The following is a 13,400-nucleotide window of genomic DNA, read 5'->3' as shown; positions in this document are numbered from 1 at the left end:
GCGGCGGCCGTTCACGGTCAGATCAGCACTTCGGCCAGGGCGCGGAACGCCTCGCTGGGGAAAGTGGTTTTGTCGCCGCCGTTGAGTACCTGGATCGCTACCTCGTCGGCGCCGGCCCGGTAATGCTTCTCCAGCCCGGCCGCGACCTGCTCGGGCGTACCCCAGGGAATGATGGCGTCGACCAGGCGGTCGCTGCCGCCGGTGGCGAAGTCGTCGTCGGTCCAGCCGAAGCGGCGCAGGTTGTTGGTGTAGTTCGGCAAGGACAGGTAGCCGCTGGTGTACTGCCGGGCGGTGGCTCGGGCGGTGGCCGGGTCGGCGTCGAGGACGACGGCGACCTCGGGGGCGAGCAGCCGGTCCGGGCCGAGTGCCGCGCGGGCCTCGGCGGTGTGTTCGGCCGGGATGAAGTACGGGTGGGCGCCGGCCGCCCGGTCGCGCGAGAGCTCCAGCATGCGGGGGCCGAGCGCGGCCAGGATGCGCCTCTCGGGGGCGAGCCCGGTCGCGTCCAGAGCGTCCAGGTACTCGACCATCTTCGTGTACGGCTTGCGGTATGCGGTGCCGTCGCCCTCCACCAGTACGGCATGGCTGGTGCCGAGGCCGAGCAGGAACCGGCCGGGGTGAGCCTGCTGCGCGTTCTCGGTGAACGCCGCCGCCTCGGCCGGGGACGAGTGCCAGATCGACACGATCCCGGGGGCGACCCCGATGCGCTCGGTCCCGTCGAGGATCTCGCGGAAGCGCTGCGGGACGTCCTGGCCGAAGCCGGCGGAGAACCAGATCCGGGAGTAACCGAGCTCCTCCAACTCGACCGCGGCGGCAACGGCCGCCTTCGGGTTCTCGCTGCCGAGGAAGAACGGTTGCCAGACGCTGACGAGTCGTTGAGCCATACCCGAACACTACGACCCATGATCGGCGGGGTCCGGCCGAGCCGGACCCCGGGCGCGGATCAGGGCTGGGTTGCCGGGCGGAGCAGGATCTCGTTGATGACCAGGTGCCGGGGGCGGGCCAGGATGAAGGCGATGACCTCGGCGATCTCCTCGGGTGTGACGGTGGCCGCGTCGTACATCTTCTGCACGCCGTCCCGGGTCGCCGCGTGGGTGATGTGGTTGGGCAGTTCGGTGGCGACCACGCCGGGCTCGACCAGGGTGACCCGGACGTCCGGGAGCACCTCCTGGCGCAGCGACTCGGACCAGCCGTTGAGGCCCCACTTGGTGGCGGCGTAGACGCCGTTGCCGGCGCGGGCGGTGCGGCCGGCGACCGAGGAGATGTTGATGATGTCGCCGCCGCCGTCCTTGATCTGGTCGAGGAACACCTCGGTGGTGGTGATCGCGCCGAGGAGGTTGGCCTCGATCATGGTGCGGTAGTCGTCGCGCTGCTCGGAGGAGAACGGGCCGAGCAGCATGACCCCGGCGTTGTTGATCAGGACGTCGGCGCCGCCGAGTTCCTTCTGAACCTGCTCGGCCGCCGCGACCAGGGCGTCCCGGTCGGTGACGTCGGCCTCGATGGCGAGGGCGCCGTCGGCGAGGCCCACCTGCTCGGGAGTGACCTTGCCGCGGCGGGAGGTCAGAAAGTCGCGTACCTCGCTGCGGTTGTCCATGTCCTCACGCTACGAGCCCGGCCGGCAGCCGAGGGAGATGCTGTCATTACCCCTCTCCCGCGACGAAGGTGGAGCCACTGACCCAGGTTCCTAGGACGATAAGCCGTAGTGACGGCACGCGAGGTGAAGGGCGACGAACGCGACCAGGCGTACGGCGAGCAGGCGCGCCGATACCCGGGCTTCGCCGAGTACGAGCGCAAGACCGCGGGCATCCGGACCATCCCGGTCCTGGAGCTGTCCCGCGCTGACGGCGGCGAGTAAACGCTCCCCGGCCGTCAGTGGGCGGCCGGGGAGCGTCGGGTTCGTCAGGCCGGAGCGCCGGTCACGGTGCTTCCGGATTTGGTGAGCTTGTAGATGGTCGTGGCGCCGCTCCAGTAATGGAAGGTCAGCGTGACCGGGCCGTCGTTCACCTCGGCGAAGAAGGTCGAGGTCAGGGTGATCGTGTTGTCGGTGTAGCCAGGGATGAAGTTGTCCCAGAACGCCTTGTACGGGGTCCAGGTGGCCGGCCCGGCGGGAGTGCCGTCGGCGTAGACGGCCTCCATGGTCTGCAGCTGGTCGCCCTGGAACTGGGTCGGGACGACCAGGGAAGCGGTGGTTCCGGTGGCGGCGGCCTGAGTCGGCGGGTCGGACGTGATGATGCTGATCGGCCAGGGCGCCCCGGCCGAGAACCGGGCCGTCAGGGTGGCGTTGACGCCGTAGGCGCGGTTGCCGGCCATCCGGGTCAGCGCGCTCGCGGTCAGCGTCAGGGTGGTGCCGGAGGCGGTGTAGTCGGTGCCGGCGACCAGATCGGTGCTCCCTTGGCGTACGCCCTGGAGGGTTGTGCCGTTGGGGTTGATCGTCAGGGTTTTGGCGGTGATCGTGCCGGTGCGGGGCAGGTAGATCTGGTCGCGGGCGGCGGTGCCGGAGCGGGTCGTCCAGCTGGCCCGCATGATGTCGTAGACGCCCTGGTCGCGCCAGGTCAGGGTGGTGCGGTCGAGGAACTGGCCGGCGTCCCAGAGCATGGTGGTCAGGCCGCGGGTGCGGGCGTGATAGCCGACCGCTTCGAGGAATTTCAGGAACTCGCCGCGTTCGATCAGGCCGGGCCGGTTGTGGTCCCAGTTGAGCAGCGCCCACTCGCCGATGATGACCGGGATGCCGCGGGCGGTGAACGAGTCGCGGACGCGGTCGAAGGTGCCGGTCAGGTCCTGTTCGACGGCTGTGTCGTAGGTGGTGCCGCCGGCGATGTTGACGCTGAACGGCCAGTATCCGTAGAAGTGGACGGTCGCGGCGAGGTTGGGGTCGTCGAGGTGGTCGAAGGTGGCGTTCAGCGCGTCGAGCCGGCCCTGGTCGGCGTTGGTGTACAGGGTGGGCAGGACGAGCAGCCGGGTGGCGTTGCCGCCGCCCGAGGCCCGGACGAGGTGCACGAACTGGGTGTTGAGCTGGTCGAGCACCTGGTAGTTCTGGTCGTCGCCGGAGGTGCCGGCGAATTGGGGTTCGTTGATGCTCTCGAAGACGAGTTTGGGCGAGTAGTCGCGGAAGGTGCTGCTGATCTGGGTCCACAGGGCGCCGTAGCGAGCCGTGTCCGGGGGATAGGCGTTGAGCCACTGCCAGGAGTCGTGATGCAGGTTGATCATCACGTAGAAGCCCTCGGCGAGTGACCAGTCCACGATCTGGCGCACCCGGGCGAGCCAGGCGGCGTCGATCGTGTACGCGGGTGCGGCGCCGTGGTGGTTGCTCCAGGTGATCGGGAGCCGGATGCTGTTGAAGCCCTGCGACCGTACGTGGTGAAGCAGGGCCTGCGTGGTCAGCGGGTTGCCCCAGGCGGTCTCGTCGGGGATGGCGTCCAGGGTGTTGCCGAGGTTCCAGCCGGGCTGCATCGCGGCGACGGTTTCGGCGGGGCCGGCGGGTTGCGGTGTTGAAGCCGTTCCGGTGCAGGCCACGCCGTTGAGGGTGAACGCGGCCGGGGCCGGGTTGCTGCCGGTCCAGGAGCCGTTGAAGCCGAAGGAGACGGTCGCGCCGGTGGCGATGGCCGGGTTGTAGCTGGCGTTGGCCGCGGTTACCTGGCTGCCGGCGGCGGTGACGGTGGCGTTCCAGGCCTGGGTGACCCGTTGCCCGGCGCCGAACGCCCAGGTCAGGTTCCAGCCGTTGACCGGGTCGCCGAGGTTGGTGACGGCGACGTTGGCGGTGAAGCCACCCTGCCACTGGGACGGGACCGCGTACGTGACTCGGCATCCGGCGGCCGCCTGGGCGCTTGTCGCGGTGGCGACTCCGCCGGCGAGCAGGGCCGCGACGGCGCCGAGGACAAGAATTCTGCGCTGCAAGATCATGACAAACCTCATGTCGGAAGGTGAGCGGCGGCGCCCTCCGCCGGCGATGACGCTGCCCGGTTCCACCACAGCGCAGAGAAACTTTCTTGCGACGGAAGCTACGCTCCACGTCGATAAGCGTCAATATCTCTATCGGTTGACGTCATCGACCAGCATCACTACGGTCACGGCCAGAAACTATCTATCCACCTAGAGAAAGTTTCTGAGCCATGACCGTAGAAGGCATCTCTCGGCGCGGACTCCTCGGTGGTGTCGCGGCGGTCGCCATCGCCGGCGCCGCCGGGTGTGGCGCTGATGACCGCGCCGAACAGCTGGGGACCACGGGTGCGGATCAACTACGCCGGGCGCTCCCGCAATACCGGCCCGGTCAGTCGATCAAGCCCGACATCCCCGGCGTCGCCGGCACGCACGGCGCGGCCTCCGACCCGGCGTTCCTGCAATACCCGGCCGATCCCGTCGCGACCGTCAGCGGCCCGCCCGGATCCGGCGGCACCTACTCCACCCGGACGCCGCTCTGGGGTGCCATCCCGCCGTCGAACGGCAACTCGTACTACGACGCGGTGAACGCCGCGCTCGGCGCGACCCTGACCATGCAGCCGGCCGACGGCAACTCCTACGTGGAGACGCTGCCCCCGCTGTTCGCCTCGGACAGGCTGCCGGACTGGACGCAGATCCCGTCCTGGGCCAACCAGAAACTGAACATGGGCTCCGCCGTCGAGCGGTTCGCCGACCTCACCCCCTACCTGGCCGGCGACAAGATCGCGAAGTACCCGAACCTCGCCGCCATCCCCACCGCGGCGTGGCAGGCCGGGGTGTGGAACGGCAAGCTGTACGGGATTCCGTCGTACTCGTCGCCCAACAACTTCCCCGGTTACCTCTTCTACCGCCGGGATCTGGTCGACGCGCGAGTGCGGTCCGCTGACGACCTGCTGAGCCTGGGTAGGGAGCTCACCGACGCCAAGGCCGGCCGCTGGGCGTTCGACGACCTCTGGCCGTTCCTGCTGTTCCCGTTCCGGGTGGTCAGCACCTGGAACGCCGACCCGAGCGGGAAGCTGCTGCATCAGTACGAGCTGCCGGAGATGACCGAGGCGCTCAGTTTCGCGGCGAAGCTCGCCCAGGCCGGGTACGTGCATCCCGATGCCCTCGCCGGCAACACCGGGAACGGCCAGCAACGGTTCTGGGCCGGCAAGGTCGCGATCAGCGCCGGCGGCACCGGGGCGATGGACGGCGACGACGCCAAGGGCGGAACCGCCGCCAACCCCGGCTACGACCGGCAGCTCTTCGACGTCTTCGACGCCACCGGCGGTACGCCTCTCATCCAGCTCGGCCCGGGTTCCGGCTGGTTCAGCTACCTCAACCGCAACCTGTCCGCGGCCCAGGTCCAGGAGTGCCTCGCGATCGCCAACTTCCTGGCCGCGCCGTACGGCTCGAAGGAATTTCTGCTGGTGAATTTCGGCGCCTCGGGTCTGGACCACACGATCAGCGCGGGCAATCCGGTGCTGACCGAGCGCGGCGCGAAGGACGTGGCCACCAGCTTCCAGTTCCTGGCCTCGGGGCCGCAGGTGACCCTGGTCAAGAACGGCTTCACCCAGGTCGCCAAGGACTACGCGGCCTGGCAGGCGCGGGCGGTCAAGTGCGCGGTCAAGCCGATGTTCTTCGCCATGAACGTGACCGAGCCGGCGCAGTACGCGTCGATCGGCCAGCAGGTCGATGACACGATGAAAGACGTGCGCACCGGTCGCCAACCGATCAGTGCCTTCACCGACGCGGTCAACGCGTGGCGCAAGCAGGGCGGGGACGAGATGCGGAAGTTCTACGAGGGAATTCGGGACAAGAACGGGACCGGCCAATGACGTACGGTAATCCGGTTATCTCTGGATTTTTCCCCGATCCGAGTGTCTGCCGGGTGGGGGAGGACTATTACCTGGCCTGCTCCAGCTTCGAGTACTGGCCGGGCGTGCCCATCCTGCACAGCCGCGACCTGGTGCACTGGGAGCAGATCGGTAACGCGCTGGAGCCGGACCTGCCGCCCTCGACGCCGGCCTCCGGCGGCCTGTACGCGCCGACGCTGCGCCACCACGACGGCCGCTTCTGGCTGATCGTCACGAACGTGGCCCCCGGCGGCGGCAATCTGCTCTGCACCGCCGACGATCCGGCCGGCCCCTGGTCCGATCCGGTCCGGATCACCGGCGTCGAGGGCATCGACCCCGACCTGACCTGGGACGACGAGGGCAACTGCTGGTGCACGTACTGGGGGATCTGGCAGGTCCGTCTCGACCTGGCGACCGGGCAGACCGTCGGTGAGCCGCGGCGGTTGTGGTCCGGCGGCGCGGACGCGCAGGCGCCCGAGGCGCCGCACCTCTATCGGATCGGCGAGTACTGGTACCTGATGATCGCCGAAGGCGGCACCGAACGCGGGCACGCCATCTCGATCGCCCGTGGTCCCGCCCCGGACGGACCTTTCGAACCGTGCCCGGCCAACCCGATCCTGACCCATCGCGGCACCCATCGGCCGATCCAGAACACCGGGCACGGCGACCTCGTCCAGGCACCGGACGGGTCCTGGTGGGTGGTCTTCCTCGGGGCCCGGCCGCGGGGCGGCACCCCCGGCTGGCACGTGCTCGGCCGGGAGACCTTCCTGGCGCCGGTCACCTGGACCGACGACTGGCCGGTGATCGGCGCGGTCACCCCGGTGATGGCCGATCCGCCGTGGCCGCTGCGGCCGTTCCCGGCCGCGCCGGCCCGCGACGACTTCGACGCCGGCACCCTCGGGCCGGAGTGGATCTCGGTACGGTCGCGGCCCGGGCTGTCGCTGACCGACAAGCCCGGCTACCTGGTCCTGCACGCACGCGGCGAGTCCCTCGAGGACGCCTTTGTCGGCCGCCGCCAGCAACACCATTCCTGCCGGGTGCGGGCGGCGATCGACGCCGCCGGGGGCGTCGGCGGTCTGGCCGTACGGCTGGACGAGCGCCACCACTACGAGGTCGAGACCGGCGACGGCGAGACCCGGGTGCTCGCCCGGATCGGCTCGGTGCGGACCACCGTCGCCACGGTTCCGGCGTCGGCTTCATGCCTGCGGATCGACGTGATCGCGACCCCGTCCGGCGACTGGGACCCGCTCGCCGGCCCGGACACCGTCCGGCTGGGCATCGAGCATCCCGGCGGCGAGTTCGAGGTGCTCGCCGAGCTCGACGGCCGATACCTGTCCACCGAGGTGGCCGGCGGCTTCACCGGCCGGGTCATCGGGATGTACGCCACCGCCGGGACCGTCGCCTTCGACTGGTTCGATTACTCGCCGTCTATCCTTGCCTGACGTCGGATAGGGGGCCTCGGTGTCAGGGACCGCATCGCACACGCCGGTGACCATCTCGTTCATCGCCGAGTCGGCCGGGGTGTCCGTCCCCACCGTCTCCAAGGTCATCAACGGCCGGGCCGGCGTCGCCGCCGACACCCGCTCCCGGGTCGAGGCCCTGATCAGCGAGTACGGCTACCGCAAACCCGTGGTCACCCGCAACAACACCATGGAACTCGTCTTCGACCAGCTCGAACACCAGTGGGGCCTGGAGATCATCCGCGGCGTACAGCGGGTCGCCCGGGAGCAGGGCATCGGCGTCATTCTCACCGAGTTCGGCCCGCAGAGCAGCACGATCCGCTACTGGATCGACGACACCCTGGCCCGCCGGCCGGCCTGCCTGGTCAGCGTCGCCCAGCTGTCCGACGGCGAACGCGACCAGCTGCGCGCCCGCGGCATCCCGTTCGTGGTCTTCGACCCCACCGGCGAACTGCCCGATGACGTTCCCTTCGTGGGCGCCACCAACTGGAGCGGCGGCCGCTCGGCCACCCGGCACCTGATCGAGCTCGGCCACCGGCGGATCGCCATGATCGGTGGCCCGGACGCGATCCTGTGCTGCCGGGCCCGCCTGGACGGGTACCGCTCCGCCATCGAGGCGGCCGGCCTGCCGATCGACCCGAGCCTGATCGTGCCCACCGAACTGACCCGCGACCACGGCCAGGCCGCCGCCCTCGACCTGCTGCGCCGCCCGGACCGCCCGACCGCCGTCTTCTGTTGCAACGACCTGCAGGCCCTCGGCGTCTATCAGGCCGCCCGCTCCCTCGGCCTGCGGATCCCCGCCGACCTGAGCGTGGTCGGCTTCGACGATCTGCCCATCACCAGCCTGGCCGACCCGCCGCTCACCACCGTGCACCAGCCCCTGTTCGACATGGCCCAGGCCGCCACCGAGCTGGCCCTCACCCTGGGCCGCGGCGAGAAGGCCCGGCAGCCCCGCCTCGAACTGGCCACCACCCTCACCGTCCGCAACAGCACCGCCCCGCCGGCTTCGCGCCGGCGCTGACCGGACCACTACGGCCGCCTCACGGGTTTCTGACAGTTCCTGGCCAAGATCGCGGCCATGAGAAGACGCACGATTTTCGGATTGGTCGGCGCGGTCGGTCTGACTCTCGCGGCGGTGCCGCTGGCGGCGTTCGCCGGTGAGTCGGCCGACGCGAACCTGAGTCTGGTCACCCCCGGCGGGGTCTTCCTCGCCAACATCGACGACGACGCCGGCCGCTGCCGGCCGGCCGCCCGGAAGATCACCAAGGACGCGGTAGCCCGGGAAGCGGCCAACGATGCCCGGTTCCAGCAGGCCAAGGACGACCTGATGAAGGACTACGACCAGGACCCGGCCGGGGCCGAGGCGAAGTTCGTGGTGTTGCGGCAGTCGCACCGGCTCGAGCAGAACCTGGCCGACCGGCAGATGGCCGCCTGCAACGACGCCGCCGACGAGGTCGTCAACGGCGCTGCCGACGAGCAGGACCTGGCCCGGCTGCGGGTGACCCCGTGGCCGGGCGCGCCGTCGTCGGCCACCGGCCGGATCAGCGTCACCGGCAACATCCGGGTCTTCGTCAAACGCGCCCGGTGGGAGGTGGCGACCACGCTGACCGCCGCCGAGCTGCGCACGGGCGTCCAGCTCGGGGTCGAAGGCCGCGACGTGGTCCGGGACCGCACGATCTGGGACGGCACCGCGGTGGTCACGCTGGGCGTGAGCGCCAACGGCAAGAACACCACCCATGCCGTACGCATGCACGCCGCACCCGCACTCACCCAGCTCAACACCCAGAAGCTGGAGCGGGTGCTGACCGCCGGCCCGGCCTGGCGCCAGACAGTTGCGGCCGTGCTACCGAAGAACGTTCCGCTGACCAGTCTGAAGACCGGCGACGACAAGTGGACGCAGGACCTGTTCGAGCCCCTCTACCAGGTGATGCCCGGCCTCGACGGGCGCCCGCACGGCATGCGGGTGCTGCTGCCGTCGGTCAGCGACCTGCACCGGCAGGCGGCCCGCGTCACCTACACCGACCTCAAGGGCCCGGACGTGGCCGTCGCGCACGTTCCGGGGGTGCCGGCCGGGGTGGGCACCCTCGACGACAGCACCTACGACTCGATGGGCAACCTGGAAACCATGCCCCCGACGCCCGGCCATCCGCACGGGACCATCGTCATGGGCGGTACGCCGTCCGCCGAGATCGTCACCTTCCTGCGGTCGCAGGGCGCCCAGGACGTGGTCATGGTCGACACCGGTTTCCTGGCCGTCGGCCACCTCGACGAGTTCGTCCAGTTCCTGCCGGCCGCCGGCGGATGGCAGGCGATCGTCGCGGACCCGCAGGCCGGCCTGGATCTGCTCACCAAGGTCACCTCGGCCGGCCAGGTGCTGCACCCGGGCTTGCCCGACGCCGGGGACAGCGAGTTCCTGCTGGACAAGCGCACCATCGCCGAGTTCCAGGCGGACGAGCAGTTCGTCGACACCAACCGGATCGCGGCCGCCAAGATCACCGAGAACCTGGCCAGGCTCGGCCTCGGCCCGGACCGGGTCGTACGGATCCCGATGCTGTTCACCGCCCGCAACCTGGACTGGTTCATGACCCAGCAGGCCGGCGACGAGGTGGCGCTGAACGCTCTGCGCGCGGCCTCGGCCGAGATCCCCAACCTCATCAACGGCCTGGTCGTCAGCAACACCCGCTACGTCGCCCCCAAGCCCTACGGTCCGCTGCTGAACGGTACGGACGTCTTCGCCGCCGCATTCGACAAGGCACTGGGCCGGCTCGGCTACCAGGTGACCTACGCCGACGACCTGCTCGACGAGCACCTTTCCGAGGGCGAGATCCACTGCGCCACCAACACGTTCCGGGCGTACCCCGCCTGAGTGGTGGGCTGCCGGTACACCCTTCAGCAGTGACTTCTCCCCACCCGCGAACGGCGGTTGGCTAGCGATATGAAGAACGCACACCTCGGCAGCCTGAACGTGTCCCGGATCGGCCTCGGCGCGATGACCATGGCCGGCGTCTACACCAGTGAGGGCCGGCTCGACCACGCCGAGTCGGCCCGCACCATCCACCGCGCGCTGGAGCTGGGGGTGACCCACATCGACACGGCGGAGATCTACGGCCCGTTCCTCAGCGAGGAGATCGTCGGCGCGGCGGTCAAGGGCCGCCGCGACCAGGTGAAGATCGCCACCAAGTTCGGTCTCGTCTCGCACGCCAACGGCGGGCCCGGGGTGAACGACAGCACCGCCGGCAACATCCGGACCGCCGTCGAAGGGTCGCTCAAGCGGCTCGGCACCGACCACATCGACCTGTACTACCAGCACCGGGTCGACCGGAACACGCCGATCGAGGAGACCGCGGGCGCGGTGGCCGAGCTGATCAAGCAGGGCAAGGTGCTGCACTTCGGCCTGTCCGAGGCGTCGCCGGACACCATCCGCCGGGCCCACGCCGTACAGCCGGTCTCGGCTCTGCAGACCGAATACTCGCTGTGGACCCGCGACGTGGAGGCCGAGATCCTGCCGCTGCTGCGCGAGCTCGGCATCGGCTTCGTCCCGTACTCGCCGCTCGGGCACGGCCTGCTGACCGGGCAGATCCGTACGGTCGAGGACTTCGCCGACGACGACTGGCGCACGACCAACCCCCGGTTCACCGGGGAGAACTTCCGCCGCAATCTGGCCATCGTCGACGAGGTCACGGCCATCGGCGCGGAGATCGGCGCCACCCCGGCCCAGACCGCCCTGGCGTGGCTGCTCACCCGGGGCGACGACATCGTCCCGATCCCCGGCACCAGGCGGGTCGCCCGCGTCGAGGAGAACACCGCCGCCGACGCCGTCGAGCTGACCGACGACCAGCTCAAGCGTCTGGACGCGCTCGAGCCGGCGGCCGGGGCCCGGCACGACGAGGCCAACATGTCGGCCGTCGACCGCTGATCACGTCCGTTCCGCGGGGGCGAGTTCGACGGTGATGGAGTTGAGCGGGCCCGGGTGTCCGTACAGGAAACCCTGGCCTACCTCGCAGCCCAGCTCGACAAGCATCGCGGCCTGGGCCGGGTCTTCGATGCCCTCGGCGACGGCGGTGAGGCCGAGGGCGCCGAACAGCTGCCACAGGGTGCCGAGAATGTGGACGGCGGCCGGATCGCGGGCGATGTCCTGGACGTACGTGCGGTCGATCTTGACGATGTCGGCGGGGAAGCGGTGCAGGTAGCGCAGGGACGCGTAACCGGTGCCGAAGTCGTCGATGGCGATCCGGATGCCGAACTCGCGCAGGCGCCGCAGCGTGCCGATCACCTCGGACTCGTCGGCCAGCGCGTTCTCGGTCACCTCGAGCACCAGCTGCGTCGGTCGCAGCCCGACCTCGTACAGCGTCGCGGCGACCTTCGACGGGAACGAGGCGTCGAGCATCTGCGACGGTGACACGTTGACCGACAGGTACGTCGACTGCGATCCCGGCCACGCGGCGAACTCGGCGCACGCCCGGCGCAGCACGAGCAGGCCGAGCTCCGCGATCAGGCCGGCCCGCTCGGCGACCGGGATGAACTCGTCCGGTGCCACGATGCCGTGCTGCGGGTGCTGCCAGCGGGCCAGCGCCTCGACGCCCGCCACGCGGCGTTCGCCCAGGGCGACGATCGGCTGGTAGGCGACGTGCAGCGTGCGGTCGGCCAGGGCCTGCTGCAATTCGGTACGCCACATCACCTCCCGGTCGAAGCCGTCCCGCATCGACGGCGCGAACATCGCGTACCCGTCCTTGCCCTGCGCCTTCGCCGCGTACATGGCCAGGTCGACGTTCTTGCGCAGGTCCTCCGAGCCGGCCGAGCCGTCGGAGAGGGCGACGCCGATGCTCGCGCCCAGCCGAACCGTGCGGGCGCCGACCTCGACCGGCTCGTGCAGCAGGCCGAGCAGCCACTGGGCCTGCGCGGGCAGGTCGTGGACGCGGCCGGTGAGCACGGCGAACTCGTCGCCGCCGAACCGGGCGATGGTGTCCGGCCCGGCGAAGCAGGCGCGCAGCCGCTCGCCCACGGTGCGCAGCACGATGTCGCCGGCGTCGTGCCCGAGCGAGTCGTTGATCATCTTGAAGTCGTCGACGTCGAGGTAGACGATCGCGACCGACTGCCCGGCGCCGAGCGCGCCCTCGAGCCGTTCCATGAACAGCGCGCGGTTGGCCAGCCCGGTCAGCGGGTCGTGGTACGCCTGGTAGCGCAGGGTGCGGGTCAGTGTCGAGTTGTGCAGCAGAGTGGACAGCTGCCGCAGCAGGATGAGGACGAACCCGATCATCAGCGAGACCGCCTCGGGCGCGTCGACGCCGACCCCGAGCAGGGTCTGGCCGGCGACCACGAACGCCGCGAGCCCGAACGGGGCGTACGGCAGGACGGTCTGCCAGCGGGCCATCACTCCGGTGTGGTCGAACGTCATCGGCTGCCGGGTGGCCAGCCAGCCTGCCGCCGCGCAGGCGGCGAACGCGATGAACCAGCCGGCGTCCGAGTTCTGCCCGGAGGAATAGGTGCCGGCCGAGGTGTCCAGGGCGAACAGCACGTCGCTGACGGTCATCCCGGCCAGGCCCAACAGCAGCAGCAGGCCGATGTGGCGGCTGCCGCGCCGGGTGCGGGCGGCGAGCAGCACCACGACGGTCGCCAGCACGATGTCGAAGACCGGGTAGGCCATCGACACGACGAACGCGAGCGCCGAGTCGGAGCCGGCCTCCCAGACCTCACGGACCGTCAGCGACCAGCCGATCACGAACAGGGCGCAGCCGACGATGAGGCCGTCGAGCAGCACGGTCAGCCGGGACCCGATCGACGTCCAGCCGGCGATCAGCCACAGCCCGATCGTGGCCAGCAGCGGGAACAGCAGGTAGCCGACGTCGGCCAGGGAGGGGAACAGCACCTCCGCGTGCACGACCAGTTCGTTCCACGACCAGTAGAAGTTGCCCAGGCCCCAGCTCAGGCACCCGGCGGCGAGCAGGCGCCAGCCGGGACGCGCGTCGCCGTCGCCCCTGCGGGCCGCGGCGAGACAGGGGATGGCGGCCAGGCAGGCGAGAAGGCTGCTGCCCAATTGCGTGTACGGCGCGACCGCGGTGCCCGACAACAGGAAAATCGGCACGCCGGCCGCGAGGCACAACGCGACCAGCGCGGACACCTGTCGTTGCTGGCTCGTCACCACAGTCTCACGCGGCGCAGTCTCACACGCTCC

At 70.3% G+C, this 13,400-nt stretch carries 10 protein-coding genes; 6 read left to right on the top strand and 4 right to left on the bottom strand.

The window, feature by feature from the left end; translation table 11 throughout:
- Window positions 1-17: 17 nt before the first annotated feature.
- A complete protein-coding gene (locus Ate02nite_RS29270; RefSeq protein ID WP_203811053.1) occupies window positions 18-881 on the bottom strand; it encodes a TIGR03620 family F420-dependent LLM class oxidoreductase in 864 nt (287 codons plus the stop codon).
- A gap of 59 nt (window positions 882-940) precedes the next feature.
- Window positions 941-1,591 carry an SDR family oxidoreductase gene (locus Ate02nite_RS29265; protein WP_203811052.1) on the bottom strand — a complete coding sequence of 217 codons (651 nt, stop codon included), beginning with the start codon at window positions 1,589-1,591 and terminating at the stop codon, window positions 941-943.
- Between the two features lie 108 nt (window positions 1,592-1,699).
- Between Ate02nite_RS29265 and Ate02nite_RS29260 the strand changes: the two genes are divergently transcribed.
- The gene (locus Ate02nite_RS29260; RefSeq protein WP_203811051.1) at window positions 1,700-1,852 is read left to right on the top strand and encodes a PNPOx family protein; all 153 of its coding nucleotides are present in this window, start codon (window positions 1,700-1,702) and stop codon (window positions 1,850-1,852) included.
- Window positions 1,853-1,896: 44 nt separating this feature from the next.
- Here the strand turns inward: Ate02nite_RS29260 and Ate02nite_RS29255 are convergent, their stop codons facing one another.
- On the bottom strand, window positions 1,897-3,897 hold the full coding sequence (locus Ate02nite_RS29255) for a cellulase family glycosylhydrolase (RefSeq protein ID WP_203811050.1): 2,001 nt from the start codon (window positions 3,895-3,897) through the stop codon (window positions 1,897-1,899).
- Window positions 3,898-4,106: 209 nt separating this feature from the next.
- On the opposite strand from Ate02nite_RS29255, the gene Ate02nite_RS29250 reads away from it, so the two are divergent.
- From Ate02nite_RS29250 to Ate02nite_RS29230, 5 genes are all read left to right on the top strand, one after another.
- Window positions 4,107-5,750, top strand: coding sequence for a type 2 periplasmic-binding domain-containing protein (locus tag Ate02nite_RS29250; protein WP_203811049.1), 1,644 nt, complete (start codon window positions 4,107-4,109; stop codon window positions 5,748-5,750).
- Window positions 5,747-7,210: a glycoside hydrolase family 43 protein gene (locus Ate02nite_RS29245; RefSeq protein ID WP_203811048.1), complete on the top strand. Its 1,464-nt coding sequence runs from the start codon at window positions 5,747-5,749 to the stop codon at window positions 7,208-7,210. The genes Ate02nite_RS29250 and Ate02nite_RS29245 overlap by 4 nt, the downstream gene beginning before the upstream one ends.
- A 19-nt stretch (window positions 7,211-7,229) precedes the next feature.
- Entirely contained in the window at window positions 7,230-8,249 is a 1,020-nt protein-coding gene (locus Ate02nite_RS29240; protein WP_203811047.1) for a LacI family DNA-binding transcriptional regulator, read from the top strand.
- A gap of 57 nt (window positions 8,250-8,306) precedes the next feature.
- Window positions 8,307-10,094: a protein-arginine deiminase family protein gene (locus Ate02nite_RS29235; protein WP_203811046.1), complete on the top strand. Its 1,788-nt coding sequence runs from the start codon at window positions 8,307-8,309 to the stop codon at window positions 10,092-10,094.
- Window positions 10,095-10,163: 69 nt separating this feature from the next.
- On the top strand, window positions 10,164-11,144 hold the full coding sequence (locus Ate02nite_RS29230; RefSeq protein ID WP_203811045.1) for an aldo/keto reductase: 981 nt from the start codon (window positions 10,164-10,166) through the stop codon (window positions 11,142-11,144).
- Here the strand turns inward: Ate02nite_RS29230 and Ate02nite_RS29225 are convergent, their stop codons facing one another.
- Complete coding sequence (locus Ate02nite_RS29225) at window positions 11,145-13,346, bottom strand: putative bifunctional diguanylate cyclase/phosphodiesterase (protein ID WP_203811044.1); 2,202 nt, start codon at window positions 13,344-13,346, stop codon at window positions 11,145-11,147.
- Window positions 13,347-13,400 lie beyond the last annotated feature (54 nt).

The sequence above is a fragment of the Paractinoplanes tereljensis genome, assembly GCF_016862435.1.
GTDB classification, from domain to species: Bacteria; Actinomycetota; Actinomycetes; order Mycobacteriales; family Micromonosporaceae; genus Actinoplanes; species Actinoplanes tereljensis.
The sequence above is the reverse complement of the archived record's forward strand: the minus strand, read 5'-3'. Positions and strand labels throughout refer to the sequence as shown.